This is a genomic window from Massilia forsythiae (assembly GCF_012849555.1).
Lineage (GTDB): Bacteria > Pseudomonadota > Gammaproteobacteria > Burkholderiales > Burkholderiaceae_D > Telluria > Telluria forsythiae.
Genome location: NZ_CP051685.1, coordinates 4,066,062 through 4,089,717, shown reverse-complemented (window position 1 = coordinate 4,089,717; position 23,656 = coordinate 4,066,062). Strand labels below are relative to the sequence as shown.

Here is a 23,656-nt window from a genome sequence, read left to right as displayed (position 1 = left end):
ATGCGAAATCTCGTCAGCGCCGCAGCAGCATCCGCCGTCATCCTCGCCGCCGGCACCGCACCGGCCCGGGCCGCCGACCTCGTCGTCTACAGCACGGTCGCCGCCAGGGCCGCGCTGGCCCGCATCGTTCCCGCCTACGAGCAATCCAGCGGCAACAAGGTCATCCTGCGCATGGCGACCACCGGCGAACTGCAGGCGGCGATCGCCGGCGGTGCGCCGGTCGACGTGGCGGTCCTCACCCGGCAGGCGCTCGACGACCTGGCCGGCAAGGGCAAGCTCGATGGCGCCAGCCTCGTGACGGTGGCGAAGAGCCGGCTCGGCGTCGCCGTGAAAAAGGGGGCGCCGCAGCCCGCGATCGGCACGGCGGACGGCTTCAGGCGCAGCCTGCTGGCGGCGGCATCGATCGCCTACACCGCGCAAGGCGCGACCGGCAAGCAGTTGCACGACATCTTTGCGCGGCTGGAGATCGGCGACGCCATGCGCGCCAAGACGGTGCTGGTCCACAAGGGCACGGCGCCGGAAGCCGTCGTACGCGGCGAAGCGGAGCTGGCGCTCACGCAGATCAGCGAAATCCTGATGGAGCCGGCGGCCGAGCTGGTGGGGCCGGTGCCGGAGGGCGTGCAAGTGCCGACCGTGTTCGCGGCCGGCGTCGCCAGCCACGGCAAGGCGCACGATGCGGCGCGCACCTTCGTCGAGGCGCTGACGTCGCCGGCGGCCAAGGCGATCCTCAAGTCCGCCGGCCTGGAGCCGGAATGATGTAGAAAACGGCCCGGCTGTCGATTCCTGTCGTTTCGATACGCAGGAAGAAACGCTGCCGGGCACTCTAGTCGCCGCCACGAAACGGCTGGCCGCCCGGCCGGGTATGCAATACTGTCGCCCCTTTTCAGACAGATAGTGAACAACAGGCGCCCGCCCCGATGCCGGCGCCCGCTTCTTGCCGATGATTCCAAGCTCCACCTGCCTCACCGTGCGCTTCGGCGCACTCGCCCTGTCCCTCACCGCCGCCTGCCCATCAATCGCCGCCGCGCAAGACCAGCAAGTCGTGGTCGAAGGCCGGCGCCAGGATTACCGCAGCCTGTCCGCCGCCGGCGCCACCAAGACCGACACCGCGCTCGCAGATCTGCCGCAGAGCGTGCGCGTGCTCACCGCCGACCTCTTGGCCGACGCCGGCGCCACCACACTGGCCGATGCGCTCGACCTGGCCAGCGGCGTCTCGCGCCAGAGCAACCTGGGCGGGCTGTGGGACAGCTACGCGCTGCGCGGCTTTACCGGCGATCCGAACTTCGGCTCGGACTACCTGGTCAACGGCTTCAATTCCAGCCGCGGCTACAACGGCCTGCGCGACGGCGCGAACACGGAAAGCATCGAGATCCTGAAAGGTCCGGCGTCGGCGCTGTACGGGCGCGGCGAGCCGGGCGGCACCGTCAACATCGTCACAAAAAAACCGTCCTTCACGCCGGCCTACGTGGTCGATGCCGGCATCGGCAGCCACGCCACCCGGCGCGCCGCCGTCGACCTGAGCGGCCCGCTCGGCCAAACGGCCGCCTACCGCCTGAACGCGGCCCATGAACAGGGCGGCAGCTTCCGCGACCACGTGGACAGCGAACGTACGCTGCTGGCGCCGTCGTTCCTGTGGCTGCTCGGCGACGCCACCACGCTGTCGTACGAGATCGAAGCGGTGAAGCAGCGCGCGCCGTTCGACCGCGGCGTGGTCGCGGTGGACGGCGTGCTGGGCCTGATCCCGAATTCGCGCTTCCTGGGCGAGCCGGACGACGGCAAGGTCGCCATCCGCTCGGTCGGGCACCAGCTGTTCCTGCGCCACGAACTGCATCGCGACTGGTCGCTGCAGGCCGGCCTGTCCTACCGCGACAGCGCGTTGCGCGGCTACTCCACCGAGCTGAACGACATTGGGGCGGACGGCCGCACGGCACGGCGCCAGCACCGCTACAACGACTGGCATGCGCTGGACCGCTCCGGGCGCATCGAGGCGGTCGGCACGATCGCCACCGGCACCGTCGCGCACCACGTGCTGCTCGGTGCCGACGCCTACCGCTTCGACGACGACCGCATCCAGCTGCGCCGCAATCCGTCGGCCGCCAACCCGTACGCGATCGACATCTACCAGCCGGTGTACGGCGGCGTGGCGGCGCCGCTGGCGCTGTCGTTCTCGACGCGCGAAGCGCAGCGTGCGCATGCGCTGTACGTGCAGGACCAGGTCGACCTGTCGCGCCGCTGGAAAGCCCTGCTCGGCCTGCGCCGCGACGGCTACGAGCAAAGCGTCGCCAACCGCCGCTTCGGCCGCACCAGCGACCAGTCGCTGAGCGCCGCCAGCCCGCGCGCCGGCTTGGTGTATCAACCGCTGCCGACGCTGTCGCTGTATGCCAGCGCGGCCCGCGGCTTCCGTCCCAACAGCGGCATCGGCCTGGACAACCGGGCCTTTCCGGCCGAGAGCAGCCGCGCCCATGAAATCGGCGTCAAGGCCGAGCGCGCCGACGGCAAGCTCAGCACGACGCTGGCGCTGTACCGCATCGCCAAGAAGAACGTGCTGACCTACGATCCGCGCGACACCGATTACTCGATCCCGGCCGGCGAAGTCGCCAGCAAGGGGGTGGAACTGGACGTGGCCGGCGAGATCGCACGCGACGTGCGCCTGTCGCTGGCGTATGCCTACACCGACGCCGTGGTCACCAAGGGCGACAACACCATCCTCACCGGCAGCCGCTTTCCCAACGTGCCGCGCCACGGCGCCACCGTGCTGGTGACGCCGCGCTTCGCGCTCGGCGGCGGGGTGGCGATGGTCGGCGGCGGCGTCACCTGGGTGGGCGCGCGCATGGGAGACGTGGCCGAATCGAGCGGGTTCACGCTGCCGGCCTACGCCACGGCCAAGCTGGTGGCCTCGTATGCGCCGTCGGCGCGGGTGCGGGTGATGCTGGATGTGGAGAACCTGTTCGACAAGCGTTATTACGCCAGTTCGTACAGCGCGGTATGGGTGAATCCGGGGGTGGAGAGGAATGTGCGGGTGAACGTGCGGTATCGGTTTTAATGCGCCAAATAATACTGCCGACCTGAAGACCGTCGTCCCCGCGCAGGCGGGGACCCATGCAGAGTATCCGAAGTTGACGCTTCCAAAGCTTTCGAGTTCTTGGTAATTTATCGATTGCTTTTACGTACTATGGGTCCCCGCCTGCGCGGGGACGACGATGCTTGAGTAAGCGGCCTCAAGTTACGCAGGCTCCGGCAGGAAGCTAAGCCGCCACGCCCGCCGCCTTCGCCCGCGCCGCATGCAGCTTGCGGTAGCTGTCCAGCAAGCGCTGGTGCCGGTCCAGTCCTTCCAGCCCCATGCCGGTTTCGCTCAAGCCGAAGAAACGCACGCTGCCGTCCACCGACCCCAGCGCCGCGTCCATGCGCGCGTCGCCGTACATGCGGCGGAAGTTGAAGACGTAGTCGTCCAGTGCCAGGTCATCGTCCAGCGTCACTTCCAGCACCACGTTGACGGCCTGGTAGAACAGGCGGCGCTCGACCGTGTTGTCGTTGTACTGCAAGAAGGCGCCGACCAGTTCGTGCGCTTCTTCCAGCTGGCCCAGCGCCAGGTGGACCAGCAGCTTCAGTTCCAGCACCGTCAACTGGCCCCAGTCGGTGTTCTCGTCGAACTCGATGCCGATCAGGGTGGCGATGTCGGCGTACTCGTCCAGCTCGTTGTTTTCCAGGCGGTTCAGCAGGTCCGCCAGCTGCTCGTCGTCCAGGCGCTGCAGGTTCAGGATGTCTTCGCGGAACAGCAGCGCCTTGTTGGTGTTGTCCCAGACCAGGTCTTCCACCGGATAGACTTCCGAATAGCCCGGCACCAGGATGCGGCAGGCGGTGGCGCCGAGCTGGCCGAGTTCGGCGATGTAGACTTCCTTGCCCATGTCCCGCAGGATGGCGAGCAGGGTCGCGGCTTCCTGGGCGTTGGAATCCTCGCCCCGGCCGGAGAAATCCCATTCGACGAAGTCGGCGTCGGCCCTGGCGCTGAAGAAGCGCCACGACACGATGCCGCTGGAATCGATGAAGTGCTCGACGAAGTTGTTCGGTTCCGTCACGGCGTTGCTGGCGAAGGTGGGCTGCGGCAGGTCGTTCAAGCCTTCGAAGCTGCGGCCCTGCAGCAGTTCGGTCAGGCTGCGCTCGAGCGCCACCTCGAAGCTCGGATGCGCGCCGAACGAGGCGAACACGCCGCCGGTGCGCGGGTTCATCAGCGTCACGCACATGACCGGGTAGGTGCCGCCCAGCGACGCGTCCTTCACCAGCACCGGGAAGCCCTGCTCTTCCAGCGCCTGGATGCCGGCCAGGATGCCGGGGTACTTGGCCAGCACGTCCTGCGGCACGTCGGGCAAGGCCATCTCGCCTTCCAGGATCTGGCGCTTGACGGCGCGCTCGAAGATCTCGGACAGGCATTGCACCTGGGCTTCGGCCAGGGTGTTACCGGCGCTCATGCCGTTGCTGGCGTAGAGGTTCTCGATCAGGTTGGACGGGAAGTAGACCGTCTCGCCATCCGACTGGCGCACGTAGGGCAGCGCCACGATGCCGCGCGCGGCATTGCCGGAGTTGGTGTCGACCAGGTGCGAGGCGCGCAGCTCGCCGTCCGGGTCGTAGATGTCGAGGCTGTAGTCGTCGAGGAGCCCTTGCGGCAGCACGTCGTCGGCGCCGAACGGGAACCAGCGCTCGTCCGGGTAATGCACGAAAGGCGCATCGGCGAACGCGCGTCCCCAGTAGGCGCCGGCATAGAAATGGTTGTTGCTGATGCGTTCGATGTATTCGCCCAGCGCCGAGGCCAGCGCGCTTTCCTTGGTCGATCCCTTGCCGTTGGTGAAGCACATCGGCGAATGGGCATCGCGGATATGCAGCGACCACACGTTGGGCACGATGTTGCGCCACGAGGCGATCTCGATCTTGATGCCCAGGCCGGCCAGCAGCGCGGACATATTGGCGATGGTCTGCTCCAGCGGCAGGTCCTTGCCCGGGATGTAGGTTTGCGCATCGGCGCCGGGCGCCAGCGTCAGCAGCGCCTGGGCGTCGGCGTCCAGGTTGGCGACTTCCTCGATCACGAACTCGGGACCGGCCTGCACCACCTTCTTGACGGTGCAGCGCTCGATCGAGCGCAGGATGCCCTGGCGGTCCTTGTCCGAGATGTCGGCCGGCAGCTCGACCTGGATCTTGAAAATCTGTTGATAGCGGTTTTCCGGGTCGACGATGTTGTTCTGCGAGAGGCGGATATTCTCGGTCGGGATGGCGCGCGTGTTGCAGTACAACTTTACGAAATAGGCCGCGCACAGGGCCGACGAGGCCAGGAAGTAGTCGAAGGGGCCGGGCGCCGAGCCGTCGCCTTTATAGCGGATCGGCTGGTCGGCGATGACGGTGAAGTCGTCGAACTTGGCTTCCAGGCGAAGCTTGTCGAGAAAGTTGACCTTGATTTCCATGATGTTTTCTAGATGATGTTATTGGCCCGTCTGGCGGGCCAGCGCCACGAAGGCGTGCAGGTAATCGGTGTTCCAGTCGGCCTCGCGCGCGCCCAGGTGGATGTGCTTCCGGATGCCCTGGGGGCCGAGCCGCAACGTGCGCAGGCGCAGGTGCGGCGCGTAGTCGGTCACCAGCCATTTCGGCAGCGCCGTCACGCCGCGGCCGCCGGCGACCATCTGCAGCATGATGTCGGTGGTCTCGATGGTCTTGTGCTTGCGCGGCCTGCAATTGGCCGGCAACAGGAACGTATTATAGATGTCGAGGCGGTCGATGGGGACCGGATACGTGATCAGGGTTTCCTCGGCCAGCTGTTCCGGCCGCACCGCTTCCTGGCCGGCCCAGGGGTGCGCCTCGTGCACCACCAGCACCTGCTCGTAGCCGAACACCGGCTCGAAGCGCAGCCCTGGATGCAGCATCGGGTCGGGCGTGACCAGCAGGTCGATCTCGTGACCCAGCAGCGCCTTGACCCCGCCGAACTGGAATTTCTGCTTGACGTCGACGTCGACCAGCGGCCACGCCGCCAGGTAGGGCGCCACCACCTTCAGCAGCCACTGGTAGCACGGGTGGCACTCCATGCCGATGCGCAGCGTACCGCGTTCGCCCTGGGCGAAATGGGCCAGCTGCTGCTCGGCCAACTCCATTTGGGGCAGCAGTCGCTGCGCCACCGCCAGCAGGTATTCGCCGGCCTGCGTCAGGCGCAGTGCCCTGCCCTCGCGCAGCCAGATATCGGTGCCGGCCTGCTGCTCCAGCTTGCGGATATTGTGGCTGAGCGCCGATTGGGTCAGGTGCAGCGCCTCGGCCGCTGCCGTCACCGAACCGTGGCGCTTGACCTCGACCAGGATCTCAAGATGGGAACGCTCGAGCATGTATGAATGAAATCCATGGATACGTGAAAAATGACCATTTTACTTCATCCATATCAGGATCTTATCATGAATGAATTAACTCATTCATGGAATTTGTATGGCAGTCGTTCATAACCTGGGCTTTCCGCGCATCGGCGCCAAGCGCGAATTGAAGTTCGGCCTGGAGGCGTATTGGAAAGGCGACTCCTCGCGCGACGCACTGCAGGCACTGGGCGCCACATTGCGCCGCGATCACTGGCAGGCGCAAGCCGGCCTCGACCTGGCGCCGGTGGGCGACTTTTCCTTCTACGACCAGATGCTGGACATGAGCGTCACGCTGGGCAACCTGCCCGAGCGCGTGCAAGGCTTCCATGGCGACGCGCTGGACAATTACTTCCGCGTGGCGCGCGGGCGCTCGGCCCAAGGCGCCGAAGACCACGCCGGTTGCTGCGGCGGGGTCGCCGCCGGCGAGATGACCAAGTGGTTCGACACCAACTACCACTACATCGTGCCGGAATTCGGCGCCGCCACCAGCTTCGCGCTGGACGCCACGCGCCTGCTGACGCAGCTGGCCGAGGCCAGGGCGCAGGGCGTCAAGGCGAAACCGGTCATCGTCGGCCCGGTAACGTACTTGGCGCTGGGCAAGGCGCGCGACGGATCGGACAAGCTGGCGCTGCTGCCGGCGCTGCTGGACGCGTATGCGCAGCTGCTGTGCACCCTGGCCGAACACGGCGCCGAATGGGTACAGGTCGACGAGCCGGTGCTGGTCACCGAACTCGACCTCGACTGGCAGCACGCGTTCAACCTGTCCTACCACCACCTGAAGGCCTGCCCGGCCAAGCTGCTGGTGGCCACCTATTTCGGCCAGCTGGAGGAAAACCGCTACCTGGCCGCCAATTTGCCCGTCGCCGGCCTGCACGTGGATGCCGTCTGCGGCCGCGACGACATCGTGCCGCTGCTGAACCTGCTGCCCGACCACAAGGTGCTGTCGCTGGGCGTGGTCGATGGCCGCAACGTCTGGAAGACCGACCTGGCCGCGGTGCTCGACTGGCTGGAACCGATCGCCGAACGCCGCGGCGAGCGACTGTGGATCGCGCCCTCGTGCTCGCTGCTGCACGTGCCGGTCGATCTCGCCGGCGAACGGCGGCTCGACCCCGAACTGGCATCCTGGCTCGCCTTCGCCGTGCAAAAGCTGGACGAACTGCAGGTGCTGGCGCGCGCGCTGCGCGAGGGCCGCGCCAGCGTCGCCGATGCCTTGGCCGCCAACGCCGCCGCGCTGGCGAGCCGGCGCGCCTCGCCGCGCGTGCACGACCCTGCCGTGCGGGCGGCGGTGGCGGGCATCGACGCGCATTTCGGCCGGCGCCATGGCGCCTACCCGGAGCGCGCGGCCCGGCAAGCGGCCCTGCTCCGGCTGCCGCCCTACCCGACCACGACCATCGGTTCCTTCCCGCAGACGGCAAGCATCCGCCAGGCGCGCGCCGGCCACAAGGCCGGCCAGCTCGACGACGCTGCCTACCGGGCGGCGATGCGCGCCGAGATCGAACGCAGCGTGCGCGAGCAGGAGGCACTGGGCCTGGACGTGCTGGTGCACGGCGAAGCCGAGCGCAACGACATGGTCGAGTACTTCGGCGAGCAGTTGCAGGGCTATGCCTTCAGCGAGTCCGGCTGGGTCCAGTCCTACGGCTCGCGCTGCGTCAAGCCGCCGATCCTGTTCGGCGACGTCGGCCGCCCGCGCACGATGACGGTCGAATGGATCGCCCATGCCCAGTCGCTCACGGCCAAGCCGGTAAAAGGCATGCTGACCGGCCCGGTGACCATGCTGAACTGGTCGTTCGTGCGCGACGACCAGCCGCGCAGCGCATCCTGCCTGCAGCTGGCGCTGGCGATCCGGCAAGAAGTGCTCGACCTGGAACGCGCCGGCGTGCGCGTGATCCAGATCGACGAGGCGGCGCTGCGCGAAGGCTTGCCGCTGCGGCGCGCGCAGTGGAAACGCTATCTTGGCTGGGCGGTGGACGCCTTCCGCATCGCCGCCAACGGCGTGCGCGACGACACGCAGATCCACACCCACATGTGCTACTCGGAGTTCAACGACATCGTCGCCGCCATCGCCGCCATGGATGCCGACGTGATCACCATCGAGACGGCGCGGTCAAGCATGGAACTGCTCGACGCCTTCGAACACTTCGCCTATCCGAACGCGATTGGGCCGGGTGTGTACGACATCCACTCGCCCAACATCCCCAGCCGCGAACACATCGTGGACTTGATGCGCAAGGCCGCCGGACGCATCCCGGCCGAGCGCCTGTGGGTCAATCCGGACTGCGGCTTGAAAACGCGCCAGTGGGCCGAGGTGCTGCCGGCGCTGGCCAACATGGTGGCCGCCGCCAGGGACTTGCGCCAGGCCGCCTGAGCGGGCGGGAACGCGGCGCCGGCGACGAAAAACCGATATCCAAGCTCGGTATCGGTCGTTGGTTTTCCTGGCGAACGCGGGTAAGGTAAGTCATCGCCACCTCGATTTTGACCGCCATGACCGACTTCCTCGCTCCCAGCCGCGCAGCGGCGCCCTGTCGCAGCCCGCTCGATCTGCCCGCGCCGGCGGCGCGCCCTGAACCGCCGGCACTTCCGATCTACCTGGACTACGCGGCCACCACCCCGGTCGATCCGCGCGTCGCCCAGCAAATGCTGGTGTTCATGACCGAGAAATTCGGTAACCCGGCCAGTACCTCGCACGGCTTCGGCCAGGACGCCGCCTTCGCGGTGGCCAAGGCGCGCGCCCAGGTCGCGGCACTCGTCGAGGCACCGGCCGCCCGCATCGTCTGGACCTCCGGCGCCACCGAATCCAACAACCTGGCCCTGAAAGGCGCGGCGCACGCCAACCGCGCCCGGGGCAATCACCTGGTCACCGTGGCCACCGAGCACAAGGCCGTGCTGGACTCGATGCGCCGGCTGGAGAGCGAAGGCTTCGAGGTTACCTACCTGCAGCCGCAAGCGAATGGCCTGGTCGACCCGGCCGCCTTCGAAGCGGCGCTGCGGCCGGACACCATCCTGGCCTCGGTCATGATGGTCAACAACGAGATCGGCGTGATCCAGCCGGTCGGAGAATTCGGCCGCATCTGCCGCGCGCGCGGCGTGCTGCTGCACGTGGACGCCGCCCAGGCCGCAGGCAAGCTGCACATCGACGTCGAGCGCTTGCACATCGACCTGCTGTCGCTGAGCGCGCACAAGCTGTACGGCCCCAAGGGCATCGGCGCGCTGTACGTGCGCGAGGGCGTGCGCCTGGAAGCGCAGATGGATGGCGGCGGCCACGAACAGGGCCTGCGCTCGGGCACGCTGCCCAGCCACCAGATCGTCGGCATGGGCGCGGCCTGCGAGCTGGCGCGCCTGGAAATGGACGCCGAGGCGCTGCGCATCGGCGCGCTGCGCGACCGCCTGCGCGACGGCCTGGCCGCCCTGCCCGGCGTGCGCTTCAACGGCGACCTCGATCGGCGCATCCCGCACAACCTGAACGTCAGTTTCGCCGATTGCGGCCCGCTGGCAGAGCGCCTGCCGGACATCGCGGTATCCGCCGGTTCCGCCTGCAACTCGGCCAGCGCCGCGCCTTCCTACGTGCTGCGCGCGCTCGGCCTGGGCGATGCGCTGGCGCGCAGCGCGATGCGCATCACCCTGGGGCGCTATACCGGCCTGGCCGACGTCGACCACTTCCTGCTGCAGTTGCGGCTGGCGCTGCGATAGGCGCGCAAAAAAAAATTTTGGCGCGCATTAGCCGCCGCGCTTTGCGCGCAGCGGTGCTTGCGCGCGCCAAGCTGCCTGCGATCGGGCCGGCGGCGCCAAGGCCTTGCCCGCAAGGGGGCACGCTAGAGCCCGCCCTCGGTTGCGGCGCAACCCATCATCCCCTACCATACTCCTGATGTTTTCATTAAGGCAACATTCAGGAGATTCCACTGTCGACCCATCCGCACCCCTCCAAGGCGCCGCTCGCCTATGCGCCGTCCGTCGAAAACGTCGCTGACGACGAGGCGGCCCTGATCGACGAGATCGTCGAGCGGATGGCCGCCACTAACCGCTGCGCCTTCGAACGCCACCGCCACGCGATCCGCGACGCGCACGCCAAGTCCAACGGCTTGATCGTGGGCGAGATGACGGTGCACGCCGGCCTGGTGCCGGCATTGCGCCAGGGCATCTTCGCCGCACCGCGCACCTACGCCGTGGTCGCGCGCCTGTCGTCGGCGCCCGGTGACATCCATTCGGACAAGATCCCGGCGCCGCGCGGCTTCGCCATCAAGGTGATCGGCGTGGACGGCGCGCGCCTGTCGCCCGATATCGGCGGCGCCAACCAGGATTTCCTGATGGTGAACTTCCCGGTGCTGGCCTTCGGCACGATCCCGAGATACAAGCAGATGCTGGCGCTGCTGGAAGCCAATGCGCACGCGCCCGACACCTTCCAGCGCCTGGTGGCCGGGACCGCGCGCGGCGCCAAGGAGCTGCTGGAAGCGTTCGGTATCGCTCCCGGTGCCACGCTGGAAGGTCTGGCACGCGACCACCACCATCCGCTCGGCGAGACCTACCATACGCAGGCGGCGATCCGCTTCGGCGACCACATCGCCAAGCTGGCGCTCACGCCGCGTTCGGACGCGGTGCGCGCCCTGGCCGGGCAGCCGGTGGCGGACCTGCACGACGCCGCCATGCGCGACGCCGTGAGCGCGCACTTCGCCGCCCACGGCGCCGAATACGAACTGTCGGCGCAGCTGTGCGTGGACCTGGCCGCCATGCCGGTCGAGGATGCGGCCGTCTTGTGGCGCGAGGAGGATTGCCCGCACCGGCCGATCGCCACCCTGCGCTTTCCCGCGCAGGACAGCGCCAGCCCCGGGCGCCGCGTCCACGGCGACGACGTGCTGTCGTTCAATCCGTGGAACGGCGTCGAGGCGCACCGGCCGCTGGGCGGCATCATGCGCATCCGCCGCGCCGCCTACGAGCGCTCGAGCGCGTACCGCCACCGGATGAACGCGCGCGCGCGCATCGAACCCTCGCGGCCGTCCGACATCCCGGACTGACGCGCACCCAACGCAAAGGAACCGCAGCATGACCGACAAAACCACCGACCCGCGCCTGCAGGACGAAACCTGGCTGCAGGAAGCGCGCCGCCGCATCGAGGCGGTGGCGCACGACGCGCCCACCCTCGGCAAGATCGCGCTGGAGGCGCTGGTGCGCGAGCACAACCCCGACCTGAAAGGCAGCGCCGCGTCGGCCGGGCGCGCCGGCCGGCAGTCCGGCAACGTCTCCGAACTGACCGCGATCGCGCCGCTCAAGCCGGGCGGCGCCGAGCGCCTGCGCCGCATCTTCGACCTCACCGGCGGCAATATGGACGGCGCCCAGCGCGTCTCGACGCTGCACGACATGCGCTTCGTGTTCTTCGACGACGACACCCGCATCCTGTTCGCCACCACCTACGACGGCGACTGGGACAGCTACATCAACGACTTCGCCACCAAGATCCCGGACCTGATGGACCTGCTGTTCGCCAACGTCGAGGGCTGGCCCGGCATCGCCAGCCCGGCGGTGAAGGACTTCATCGCCGGCCACCAGATCGACGCCGCCGGCTGGTTCGTGGCCAATCCGCAGGTGACGGTGGTCGACACGCGCCGCCACCAGCGCATGGAAAAGGCGCTGGACGCCTTCCTCGACGCGCTGGCCGAGCGTCCGCCGCAGGACGAGGCCACGCGCCGCGCGCTCGATGCGCTCACGGCCGCGCTGTCGCAGCCGGAAAGCGTGGATTACTGAATGGGCCTGCTCTCCGACCTGGCCGCGCGCTTCCGGCACGAACGCGCGACGCTGGCCCTGGACGACATCCAGGCGCTGATCCTGCGCAGCCGCCCCGAACCCTACGTGGGCCTGCACGCCATGCTGCGCTTCGACGATGCCGCGCGCGGGCGCGACCTGGTGCGCCGCCTGGCCGGCCACATCCCCTCGGCCGCGGGCTGGACCGGGGACCGCGCCGCCTGGATCGGCGCCGCCTTCAGCCACCAGGGCCTGCAGGCGCTGGGCGTGCCGCAGGCGTCGCTGGACAGCTTCCCGCTGCCCTTCCGCCAAGGCATGGCGGCGCGCGCGGCGCAGCTGCGCGACGTCGACGGCAACGCGCCCGCACACTGGGAAGCGGCCTTCGAGCCGGGCAACTGCCACCTGGCGCTGACCATCTATGCGCGCGACGAGGCGGCCCTGGCCGAGGCGCGTGAAAAAGCGCTGGGCGAACTGGCGCGTTCGCGCGGCGTGACCCTGGTCGGCAGCCACGCCTTCGGCGCCGACGCCGATGCGAAAAACCCGTTCGGCTTCCGCGACTCGATCTCGCAGCCGGCCGTGGCCGGCAGCGGCGTCGATCCGCTGCCGGGCCAGGAACGCGCCATCGCCGCCGGCGAATTCATCCTGGGCGAAAACAGCGAGACCGGCGCGCCGCTGGCGATGCCGCAGCCGCCCGAACTGGGGCGCAACGGTTCCTTCGTGGTGCTGCGCAAGTACGCCAGCCGGCCCGGCGCCTTCAACGATTTTGTGCGCGACCATGCCGACGGCGCGGATGCGCAGGAACGGCTGGCGGCCAAGATGGTCGGGCGCTGGCGCTCGGGCGCGCCCTTGAACCTGGCGCCGGAGCGCGACGATCCGGACCTGGGCGCCGACCCGGCGCGCAACAACGCCTTCGACTTTTCCGGCGACGCGCGCGGCTTCATCTGCCCGCACGCATCGCACATGCGCCGCCTGAACCCGCGCGACGGCAAGCTGACCATCCTCACCGACGTCAACATCCACCGCATCATCCGCCGCTCCTCCACCTTCGGGCCGAAGTGGCGCCCGGACCTGACGGCGGCCGACGACGGCAAGGAAGAACGCGGCATCTTCTTCATCTTCATCAGCGCGCGCGCCTACGACACCATCGAATTCCTGCAGCAGGAATGGATCAACCGCGGCAACTTCATCGACCTGGGCGAGGAGCGCGATCCGCTGGTCGGCCTGCACGAGGCGCCGGGCACGTTCACCATCCCGCAAGACCCGGTGCGGCGGCGCGTGGACGGCATCACCACCTTCAACCGGCTGCGCGGCGGGGAGTACCTGTTCATGCCGTCGCTGGCCGCGCTGCGCTGGATCGGCGCGGGCGGGTGGGCTTGAAGTCGGCGGGCGACTGAGGTAAGACGTCCGGCGGCGCAATGCCGTGACATTTCGTCATCACGGCGTCACATGGCGTGACTACAGTGGCGGCTTTCGCATTTACCGAGAGCCCCATGCAAGCGATTCCGCGCCGCCTTCCCCGACCACGCATCCTGGCCCTGGCGGTCTGCTGGGCGTGTGCCTGCCAGGCCCAGGCCCAGCAGGCGCCCGCCGACAACACCGTCACCGTCACCGGCCAGCGCGCCAGCATCCGCAAGGCCATCCTGCAACAGGAAGGCGCGGACAACATCGTCAGCGTGGTCAGCGCCGACGACATCGGCGCCCTGCCCGACATCAACGCCTCCGAAGCGGCGGCGCGCCTGCCCGGCATCTCGGTGCAGCGCGACCAGGGCGAAGGCCGCTACGTGACGGTGCGCGGCCTGGGGCCGGACCTGAACGCGGTCACCATCAACGGCGCGCTGGTGCCGGCGCCGGAGAACGGCCGCCGCGGCGTGTCGCTCGACGTGCTGCCGGCCGGGATGGTACGCTCGCTCGAAGTGACCAAGACCCTGACGCCGGACATGGATGCCAATTCCCTGGGCGGGACCGTGGAAGTCAAGACCATGTCCGCCTTCGATGTAAAAAACCCGCTGCTGAACCTGAGCCTGGGCGACGGCTACAACACGCTGGCGAAGCAGCATAGTCCGCAGGCCGGGCTGCTGTGGGCCGACCGCTTCGGGGGTGGGCGATTCGGCATCGCCATCGGCGCCAGCGCCGACCGGCGCAAGCTGGCCTCCAATGACGTCGAGACCGGCGGCGCCTGGAGCAACGGCCGCCTGGCCGGCGTCGAGCTGCGCGACTACCGGCCGACGCGCGAGAACAAGTCCGCTGCCGTCAACCTGGATTACCGCCCCGGACGCGATACGAGCCTGAGCCTGAAGACCTTCCACAGCAGCTTCAGCGACGACGAGATCCGCGACCGCCTCACCATCGGCAACATCACGGGCGGCTCGGCGGCCGAGGGCGCCACCTTCAGCGGGCGCGCCGAGCGCCGCCTGCGCCAGCGCAAGTACGTCCGCACCATCGATTCGGCCGTGCTGGCCGGCGAGCGCAGCGCCGGCGACTGGAAATTCGCCGGCAGCGTTGGCGTCAGCCACGCCGACGAAGACCAGCCGAATGCCCTCAACGACGTCCAGTTCCGCCAGAACGGCGTGGCTGGCCTCTCCTTCAGCGGCACCGAACTGCCGCTCATCGCCGGCCCGGCGGGCTTGTACGACGCCAGCCGCTACAACCTGAACGCGATCACGTACCAGAGCCGCGCCAGCCGCGACCAGGAAAAGCATGCGCAGTTCGACCTGAGCCGCCGCTTCGCGCTGGGCGAGCTCGAATCCACGCTGAAGTTCGGCGCCAAGGCGAGCCGCCGCAACAAGACCAACGACACCGACCAGTGGGCCTTCACCAGCGCCAGCGCGTCCAGTCCCAATTACTGGGGCGCGGGCGCCGCCACGCTGGCGAATTTCACCAGCGCTTCGCCGGTCGACTTCCCGCAACGGATCGGCTTGGCCATCGACCCGGAGCTGGTGCGCGCGCGCGTGGCCGGCCTGAACGCAGCCGCGGCGCGCAGCCTGTCGGCATCGGTCGTCAACGACTGGGCGCTGCGCGAAAACATCCGCGCCTGGTACGTGCAGGACGCCACGACCTTCGGCGACTGGCGCCTGCTGCTGGGCGTGCGCGGCGAGCACACCAGCTTCGGCGCGGACGGCAACCAGGTGTCGAGCACGAACGCAGTCACGCCGATACGCAGCAGCCAGTCGTATTCGAACCTGCTACCCAACCTGCAGTTGCGCTACCGCTTGGACGGCGACACCAGCATCCGCGCCGCGCTCACGCGCGCCGTGGTGCGCGCCAACTTCGGCCAGCTGGCGCCGGGCATCGCCTACGCCAGCCCGACCGAGGCCACCATCGGCAACCCGGACTTGAAGCCGCTGCGCGCGAACAACCTCGACCTCGGCATCGAGCGCGTGTTCGGCGCCGACGGCACGCTGTCGCTGTACGGTTTCAGCAAGGAGATCAAGGATTTCACTTACCAGACCAACCTGGCCGGCAGCGGCGCCTGGACCGGCTTCACCACCGCCACCGGCTTCGTCAACGGCGACGACGCTTCGGTGAAAGGCGTCGAGATCAACTACAACCAGGCGCTGCGCTTCCTGCCCGGCCCGTGGAGCGGCTTGATCGTCGGCGCCAACGGCACCCTGACCAGTTCCGATTCGCGCCTGTCGCGCTTCGACAAGAGCAGCGGCGCGCCGCGTTCGCGCTCGGTTTCCCTGCCGGGCCAGTCGGACCGCATCTGGAACCTGATGGTCGGCTACGAGACCGGCCCGCTGAGCACCCGCATCGCCGCCAACATGAAGTCGCGCTACCTGCTGCAGACCGGCGCCGACGTGCTCGACGCCGGCCAGGACAACTGGGTCGATGCCCAGACCCAGGTCGACTTTTCGCTGCGCTACCAATTGACGCCACGCGTCAAGCTCGGTTTCGAGGTGCTCAACCTCACGCGCGAACGCTACTACGTCTACCTGGGCAGCAAGCAATACAACGTGCAGAACGAGCAGTACGGGCGCACCTTCCGCCTGAGCCTGGTGGGGACCGTGCTGTGAGATGCACTGCCGCGGCCCGTGCCGCCTTGAACCGGAGCGCGCTCGCCGCGGCGCTGCTGGCCTGCCTCGGCACGGCCGCGGCCGCGCCTTCGTCCGCGACCCTGCGGGACACCGTGGGCGGCACCAAGCTGCCCTACGCGCCGCGCCAGGACCCGGCCACGTACGAGCCTGCGCCGGCCGGCTTCGTACCGGTGCAGCTGCAGCTGGTGGCGCGCCACGGCGCGCGCGGCCTGACCGGCATGAAGGGCGAGCTGGCATTGCTGAACCTGTGCCGTCGCGCGCGCGACGACCGGGCGCTGACGCCGCTGGGCGCACGCCTGCAGGCCGACCTGGAAGCGCTGATCCGCGCGAACGCGGTGCTGGGCGCCGGCGTCGACGGCGTCGCCAAGCCCGGCTACGGCAACCTGTCGCTGATCGGCATCGACGAGCACCGCGGGCTCGCCCGGCGCACGGTCGCGCGCCTGCCCGCGCTGTTCGACGGCGCCGGCGCCGGCGGCGGCGCCATCGTGGTCGAGCACTCGGGCGTCGACCGCGCCCGCGACAGCGCCGCCGCCTACGTCAAGGCGCTGCTGCAGGCGCGGCCGGCGCTGGCGCCGCAAGTACAGGAAGCCGGCGCCAACCGCTACACGCTGTACTTCCACAAGCTGAACGCGAAAACGGACAGCGGCGCCGGCGGCGACGCGCAGCAAGGCTGGCGCGCCGAGGTGTTCCGCGCCAGCCTTGCCTACCAGGCCTACCTCGCCGGCCCCGCGCTCGCCGCCAGGCTGGACGTCATCGAGGCCGACCCGCGCCTGCAGCCGGCCGCGCACGCGGTGCTGGGCCGCCTGTTCCGTCCGGCCTTCCTGGCGCGCCTGGAACGCGGCGCCATCCGCACCGCCAACACCGGCAGCGTCACCTTCACCGGCGCCGGCGGGTTCGATACCACGCTGCAGGGCGACGGCAAGGCCGTGATCGCGAATGCCGTCGATGCCCTGCAGGCGCTGGGCGAGGTGCACGACATCGCGCCCGGCCTGGCGCGCGAACTGGATGGCCGCGACTTCGGCGCCTACCTGCCGCCGCAGCACGCGCGCCTGCTGGCGCGCCTGAAGGATGCCGAGGATTTTTATGAAAAAGGACCGGGCCTGCGCGAACAGGACGGCGTCACCTGGCGCATGGCCGCCGGCCTGGTCGGCGAACTGCTGCGCGAACTGGATGGCGACGAGCCCGGCGTGCACCTGCGCTTCACCCATGCCGAGATCATGATCCCGCTGGCCGCCGCGCTCGGCCTGCCCGGCAAGTCCGAGCCGCTGCCGCAGGCGGCCACGTACGGCGCCGCCGCCCACCGCTGGCGCAGCGCCGACCTTGCTCCGTACAGCGCCAACCTGCAGTGGGACGTCTACCGCCACCCGGATGGCCGGCGCATCGTACGCATGCTGTGGAACGAGGCCGAGACCGACTTCAAGCCGGCCTGCGACGGCGCCCGCATCGCGCCCGCCAGCCACTACTACGACGTCGCCTCGCTGCGCGTGTGCTACGCGCGCTGAGCGGCGCTGCCGTCAACCGTTCAGTCCCAGCAGGTGGCCCAGGCGGTTCAGGTCGCCCTCCTCGCGGATGATCTCGGCCATCAGTTCCGGCAGCGGCATGCGGCCCCAGTTGACGGCGCGCCGCAGCAGGTAGGGCGTGGGGCTGTGCGGTTCGATCCGGTTCAGGTAATCGGCGATCGCTTCCAGCGCGGCGTAGGCTTCGTCGCGATTGCGCCAGCCGGCCTTGACCGGCGCCGGCGCCGCAGCCGCGACGCTCCCGGGCTGCGCATCCGGCGCCGCCGTCTCGTCCTGCTGTTCCATCGTGTCACCTCCGGCGGCGGGCGCCATCTGTTGCAGTACGCGCTCCATCGCGCGCAGCGTGTCGCGCAGTCTCGACATGTTCGGCGCCTCCATGCCGAGGCGGTCGTCGGTGAAGCCGGAAATCGACGAGAGCGCTTCCAGGCAGCCGCGCACCAGCCGGGTGCTGCGCCCGACTTCGGCGCCCAGGCCGGCCATGGCGCTGGCGATCAGGTCGGCGCGCGTCAGCTGCGCCTCGCCGCCCGCGGCGATTGCCTTGCGCGCCTCTTCCTGGCGCGCCGGCGACAGCTCGTCGCTGGTCAACCTCTCCCAGTCGGCCAGGGTGAAGCGGCTGGCCGGCGCTAGGTCGCGCAAGACCGGAATCTGCACGCGCAGCGTCGACGCCAGCGACGCATTCATCCACTCCAGCGGCGCCACGCGCAGCTCGGCGTCGCCGTCGTCGTCCAGCCGCGGATGCAGCGTGTCCCAGAAGCGCACCAAGAGGCGCTCGACCAGCACCAGCCCGCGGAACAGGCCGTCGAAGCCGTGCTGGCGCGTCCACGCCTCGGCCAGCCAGGCGGCGATCTGCAGGTCCTTCGAATGGTGCATCAGGGTGGTCTTGCAGCGCGCTTCGATCTGGGCCCAGTCGGCCCGCTTCAAGGGACGCTCCCACACGCCCATCGGCAGGTTCGGGTCGTCCTCTTCGCGCGCCAGGCGGATTTCGGTGAAGATCGGGTCGAAGCGGATCGGCGGTCCGCACGGCGCGTCCGCATCGATCGGCTGGCACAGCGCGTCGAGTTCGCCGAGCTGCGCGCTGCTCAGCAACCCGGTCGGCGGCAAAAAGCGGGAATCGTTCATGGGATGGCGGCGGCGGCGTCGATGGCGCGAGCAGCAGCGGCAGCGGCGCGGGCGCCGTCGCAGGCGGCCGCGTCCAGCAGTTTTTCCAGTTCCTGCATCGCGAAGCGGGCGGCGGCCGGCGACGAGATGCGGTGCAGGTCGACCACTGTGGCACCGGGCGGAATCCAGACCGGTTCCGACAGCGCCAGCAGCTTGCCGGTGTCGAAGCCGTCGTCGACGGCATGCATGGCGACCACGCTGTGGTCGGCGCCGGCGTCGATCAGGGCCTGGTACGGATTCGGGCCGGCGAAGGCGGACGGCCAGCCGTCGTCGATACAGGGATGCAGGTTATAGAAGCCCAGGCGCGGATAGCCGAACAGGCGCGCGTCGTAGCGCTGGCCGAACGTGGCGGACAGGCACACGTCGGGACGCCATTCCTCTTCGTAGAGGCGGTAGAACTCGGCCGTCTTGACCTTGCCCTTGTAGGCGCTCAAGCCATGCGCCGCGGCCAGCCGCTCGACCATGGTCCGTTCCTCGGGATAGTGCGGATACGACCACACGCGCCGCTCGCGGCTGACGAAGGCCGCCTCGATGTCGTCGGTGGCCACGCCGACCACCCGTACCCGGGCGCTCAGCGGTCCCTTGAGCAGTTCGCTCAGCACGTGGAAGCCGCGGTGGAAGCTGCCGAACACGGCGACGCGCACCGGTCCGCTCTTGTCTTCTGTATCTACCATGTCGGTACCTTGACGGGAAATGCGCTGGGCCAGGCCAGCGCGGTGCGTTTGCCCGGCGCGCTCAGCGTCAGGCGGACGAAAACCCTGGCGCGGCCGTCGCGCACCTGCACGCGGCCGCCCTCGCCCACCTGGCTGGTGGGGAACTCGAAGCGCAGCAGCTGCGCGCGCGCGCCCGAGTCGCCGTCGCGGTGGGCCGCGACGAAGCCGAGCAGCGCCCACGGGTCGTCGAAGCGGAAGCTGACGGTGCGCTGCTCGACCGCCAGGTCGGGCTGGGCCGGGTCCGCCTTCGGCACGGTCGGGCCGTCCTGCGCCAGGCGCAGCGTCAGCGTCACCGGCATGCCCGGCTCCCAGCGCAGCAGCCGCGCCGGATCGCGCTGGCGCAGTGTCTGGGCGCCGATGGCGAGGCTCCAGTCGATGATCTTGTTGCCGTCGACTTCCGCACCCTGGTTGGCGCGAAACTCGGCGGTCACGTCGATGCCGGCGGCCTGGCCGTCCTCGGCCGGATACAGCGGCGCCAGCAGGTCGTGCACCGCCTGCATCTGCTCGCTCACCTTGCGCAGGTTGGGCGGCGCGCCGGCGCGGGCGGCATTCGCCTGCACCGATGCCGGCACGCGCTCGAACAGCTTGAGCGCGCTGCCGACGTCGCCGGCATCGGCGGCGGACGCGCGCTCGCCCCTGGCAGCGGCGTCGAACGACGCCGCGCGGAACGGACTGCGGTTGGACAGGTCGCGGTTGAAGGCCGTGGCGAAGCGGTTCCAGGCATCGTCGAAACCGGCCTGGCCCAGTTCGCGGCAGCGCGCGGCCAGGCCGGACTGCAACGCCTGCAAGCGCTCGGCAAACAGGTCGGCGCCGCGCTGCTGGGCGGCGCGCGCCGACAGCTTGTCGAGGCAATTGCCGGCGTCGATGTCGACGGCGCCGTTCAGCACGAACTGTTCCAGCCCGAGCAGGCTGCTGGTCGGGCTCTTCAGGCGATAGCGCTGCAGGTCGGCCACCGTGGCCTGCCAGCGCGCCACCAGCGCATTGCCCGGCTGTACATTTCCGATCTGCAGCAGCAGCACTTCGGCATCCTTGCCGGCCGCCTCGATGAAGCTCTGCTGCTGCGCCACGTAGCCGTTCAAGCCGGCGGCGTCGACGGCGCCGAAGGCGTCCAGCAGCGGCCCCTTCTCGCCGCTCCAGCCGCGGAACGCGCGGTCGCGCGGCACGAACGGCTGGGCGCGCGCCAGCATCTCGTCCAGCACCTGCAGGCGCGACAGCGCGTCCCTGACCAGCACGCCGTTCAATTCCTCGGCGGCGGCGCCGGCCCCCATGTCTTCGAGCCAGCTGCGCAGGCGTAGCGCGCGTCCGCGCCCGGCTTCGCTGGCCGGCGCCTGGATCTCGCGCGCCGAGACGAAGTACGCCTGCGACAGCAGGTCGCGCGCGCTCTGCACCAGGCCCATGTCGGCCAGCGTGGCGGCGCTTGCCTGCAGCTGCGCCGGGAACCTGGGCAGCAGGTCGGTCTGGAAGCGCTTGCGCGCATCCGCCAGCGCCAGCGCCTGGTCCAGGCGCGTGGCGTCCCACGACACGGTGGAGCCGGGCGCCACCTCGGGCAAACGCACCGCCGCGTTGAATTTCATCCAGGGCTGGCCGAGCACGCCGGACAGGCCGTCCAGCAACGCCTTGCGGTCTTCCGCGAACGCCCAGCCGTGGGCGGTCTCCGACCATTCGATGCCGGACCCCATGCCGCCGATCAGCGGATCGGCACCGAGCGCGGCCTGCCATGCGGACTGGAACTGCAGGAAGCCGGCCGCGGCCTGCCGGCGCGCCTCATCGGCGGCCGGCTTGCCCAGCAGGGCCAGCTGCTCGGTGCGCAGCAGCATGTTGTCCCAGGCCGGGCCCGGCGCCAGCGTCTCGCCGCGCATCCAGGCGCCCTTGCCGCCGGCCATGTAACGTTCCTGCACGCGCAGGCCGATGCGTAGCTGCTGCCACGCCTGCAGCACGGCGCCCGGGTCGGCCGGACGCGGCCCGGCGTCGAGCAGCGTGCGCGCGTTTTCGCCGATCTGCTGCTCGGCGGCGAGCATGCCGTTCTCGGCGAACAGGCGGCGCGTGGTGGCGCGCATGGCCTGGCGGAACGAGCAGGCCGCGGCCTCCTGCAGCGGCTCGATGGTCAACGAAGGGACGCTCTGCGCCACCTGGCGGAACAGGGCCGCGGTGCGCGCCGGGTTGCCGCTCAGGTCGACGCCCAGCAGCATGTGCACCACCAGCGCCAAATCGTCGCCCGAGGCCGGGCCGGTACGCGGCGACTTCAGGCGCATCATCGCCGCCAGCAGTTTCTCGGTCTGTTCCAGCTGCGCCAGGTATTGCAGCGTGGCGCCGAACTCGGGCAGGTCTTCCACGTTCAGCGCGCTGGCGCCGCCGCTGGTGTTCTGGGCCCAGTTCTGCGGGAGCGTGCACTGGGCGCCGACGATCAGGCCGCCCGATACCGGATCGACCGGCACCCCGGTCAGGTCGCTCATGCGCTGGTAGGTGGCGCGCCGCAGCGGGTCGAAGGCGTTGTCGGCGAAACCCTTTTCCATGCGCTGCTGCAGGCGGTCGTGCAGGCCGTCGAACCAGGACCAGGAACCCGGCATGAAGAACGAGCCCACGTGGGCCGCGTCCATGCGCTCGATGTTGACCAGCGCGTCGACGGCGCGCTGGCGGCTGCGGGCCGGGTCGGCGCTGCGCCCGAGGCCGGCCTGCAGGGTGCCGGCGGTGTCGCGGTTCAGGGACTTCAGGTAGACCACCATCTGGTCCGACATGGTGTACAGGCGCGCGGTGCCGAAGCCGAGGCCGGCCAGCCACAGCGCCGGCAGTGCCAGCGCGCCCCAGCGCAGCGCGCGGTTGATGGCGGGACGGCGCATGCGCTGCGACGAGGCCGAGCGCACCAGGCCGGTCTCGGCGAAGATCTTGCGCTCGAAGATGTCGCGCAAAAAGGCCGGCACCGTGCTGGCCTGTCCCGGCTGGCCCGGCGCCAGGATGGCGCGTTCGTCCAGTACCGGCTCCAGCGCGCCGTCCGGCAGCGCCGCCGGCAGGCCGTCCAGGGGCAGCAGGCCGTCGCCGGGCAGCATGGCGGGGGCGTCGGCGTCCGTGCCGGCACTGGCGCCGGCGCCGGCCAGCACGGCGGCGTCGCTGCAGTCGCCGGTCAGGTAGATGCCGCGCAACAGGAACGGTTCATGGTAGGCGCTCGGGCGCATCAGCTCGTCGGCGAACAGCTTGACGCCGGCGCGCAGGCGCTCGACCTGCGCCGGCAGCAGGAAGTAGGCGCTGCTGTCGGCGCCGGCCGGCTCCAGCGCGCACAGCTCGGCGCCGGCGTCGGACAGGCTGCGCCCGATCTCGTTGAATGCCGTGTCGATCCAGTGCGCCTGGTACGGCGCCGCCAGTTCGTGCGGCGACGACCAGCCCAGCATCGAGCGGCGCAGCGCTTCCGGCAGCGCGGCGGCGAAGCGCGCAAAGCCGGGAATGGCCTCGCAGTCGGCGATCGCGATATAGATCGGGAAGCGCAGCGCCAACCGGTTCTGCGCCAGCCACAGGCGGCGGTGGATGGCCTTGGCGCGCGCGATCACCTCGAGCTGGCCCTGGCCTTCTTCGCCCTCGCCGCCGTCGCCGTCGGCGCCGAGGAACAGGCTGGCCGGCAGCGCCAGCACGATGCCGTCGAACGGGCGGTCCGGACGGTAGCTGCGGCACAAGCCGAGGAATGCGTCCCAGGTGCCGTTGCTGCCGGCGTCCGCAGGGTCGGGCGAACCGAGGTACTGGGTCTGCAGCTGGATCGCCACGCCCTGGTCGAAGAAGTTCCAGCTGATGCCCTGGCCGCTGGCGGTCAGGGTGCTGTCGGCGCTGAGCGCGCTCGGCAGGCCGGACTGGGTCAGCGGCAGCTCGCGTCCGTGGCTGCCCTCGTTCAGCACCAGCGTCCAGTTCAGGTTGTAGCGTTCGGCGCGCGCCGCCAGGTTGGCTTCGATCAGCTCGACCGCCACGCGGAACGACTGGCGCAGCGAATCGCTGCTGATGCGGCGCTCCTTGGGCGCGGCCGGCTTGCCGGCCTGGCCGGCGCCCTTCATCGCCGCCCACACCACCACCCCCAGCAGCAGCAGCACCAGCAGCGTCAGCGCCAGCAGCGTGACGATCGCAATGTTATCAGACAAGAACCCCAT

The 23,656-nt window shown here is 69.7% G+C and carries 14 protein-coding genes; 9 read left to right on the top strand and 5 right to left on the bottom strand.

Annotated features, from left to right (window positions below; translation table 11 throughout):
* Entirely contained in the window at positions 1 to 756 is a 756-nt protein-coding gene (locus HH212_RS17395; RefSeq protein ID WP_170203624.1) for a substrate-binding domain-containing protein, read from the top strand.
* A 184-nt stretch (positions 757 to 940) separates the two neighbouring features.
* Positions 941 to 3,043, top strand: coding sequence for a TonB-dependent siderophore receptor (locus HH212_RS17390; RefSeq protein WP_170203623.1), 2,103 nt, complete (start codon positions 941 to 943; stop codon positions 3,041 to 3,043).
* Positions 3,044 to 3,245: 202 nt separating this feature from the next.
* Here HH212_RS17390 and HH212_RS17385 read toward each other — a convergent pair whose 3' ends face one another.
* On the bottom strand, positions 3,246 to 5,450 hold the full coding sequence (locus HH212_RS17385; protein WP_170203622.1) for an OsmC domain/YcaO domain-containing protein: 2,205 nt from the start codon (positions 5,448 to 5,450) through the stop codon (positions 3,246 to 3,248).
* A gap of 18 nt (positions 5,451 to 5,468) precedes the next feature.
* Positions 5,469 to 6,356, bottom strand: a complete 888-nt coding sequence (locus tag HH212_RS17380; RefSeq protein ID WP_170203621.1) for a LysR family transcriptional regulator — start codon at positions 6,354 to 6,356, stop codon at positions 5,469 to 5,471.
* A gap of 97 nt (positions 6,357 to 6,453) precedes the next feature.
* Between HH212_RS17380 and metE the strand changes: the two genes are divergently transcribed.
* From metE to HH212_RS17345, 7 genes are all read left to right on the top strand, one after another.
* Positions 6,454 to 8,745, top strand: a complete 2,292-nt coding sequence (gene metE, locus HH212_RS17375; RefSeq protein ID WP_170203620.1) for a 5-methyltetrahydropteroyltriglutamate--homocysteine S-methyltransferase — start codon at positions 6,454 to 6,456, stop codon at positions 8,743 to 8,745.
* A 116-nt stretch (positions 8,746 to 8,861) separates the two neighbouring features.
* Positions 8,862 to 10,067, top strand: coding sequence for an aminotransferase class V-fold PLP-dependent enzyme (locus tag HH212_RS17370; protein ID WP_170203619.1), 1,206 nt, complete (start codon positions 8,862 to 8,864; stop codon positions 10,065 to 10,067).
* Between the two features lie 314 nt (positions 10,068 to 10,381).
* Positions 10,382 to 11,386 (top strand): catalase family protein, encoded by a 1,005-nt coding sequence (locus tag HH212_RS17365; protein ID WP_170203618.1) that lies wholly within the window; start codon positions 10,382 to 10,384, stop codon positions 11,384 to 11,386.
* Positions 11,387 to 11,414: 28 nt separating this feature from the next.
* A complete protein-coding gene (locus HH212_RS17360; protein WP_170203617.1) occupies positions 11,415 to 12,113 on the top strand; it encodes a hypothetical protein in 699 nt (232 codons plus the stop codon).
* The gene (locus tag HH212_RS17355; protein WP_170203616.1) at positions 12,114 to 13,487 is read left to right on the top strand and encodes a Dyp-type peroxidase; all 1,374 of its coding nucleotides are present in this window, start codon (positions 12,114 to 12,116) and stop codon (positions 13,485 to 13,487) included.
* Between the two features lie 113 nt (positions 13,488 to 13,600).
* A complete protein-coding gene (locus HH212_RS17350; RefSeq protein WP_170203615.1) occupies positions 13,601 to 16,123 on the top strand; it encodes a TonB-dependent receptor in 2,523 nt (840 codons plus the stop codon).
* Between the two features lie 26 nt (positions 16,124 to 16,149).
* Positions 16,150 to 17,646, top strand: a complete 1,497-nt coding sequence (locus tag HH212_RS17345) for a histidine-type phosphatase (RefSeq protein ID WP_170203614.1) — start codon at positions 16,150 to 16,152, stop codon at positions 17,644 to 17,646.
* A gap of 12 nt (positions 17,647 to 17,658) precedes the next feature.
* Here HH212_RS17345 and tssA read toward each other — a convergent pair whose 3' ends face one another.
* From tssA to HH212_RS17330, 3 genes are read right to left on the bottom strand one after another with little or no spacing between them, the layout of a single operon-like run.
* On the bottom strand, positions 17,659 to 18,780 hold the full coding sequence (gene tssA, locus HH212_RS17340) for a type VI secretion system protein TssA (RefSeq protein ID WP_170203613.1): 1,122 nt from the start codon (positions 18,778 to 18,780) through the stop codon (positions 17,659 to 17,661).
* On the bottom strand, positions 18,777 to 19,493 hold the full coding sequence (locus HH212_RS17335; protein WP_229217323.1) for a formyltransferase family protein: 717 nt from the start codon (positions 19,491 to 19,493) through the stop codon (positions 18,777 to 18,779). Before HH212_RS17335 ends, tssA begins: the two co-directional genes overlap by 4 nt.
* A complete protein-coding gene (locus HH212_RS17330) occupies positions 19,487 to 23,656 on the bottom strand; it encodes a type VI secretion system protein (RefSeq protein WP_170203612.1) in 4,170 nt (1,389 codons plus the stop codon). Before HH212_RS17330 ends, HH212_RS17335 begins: the two co-directional genes overlap by 7 nt.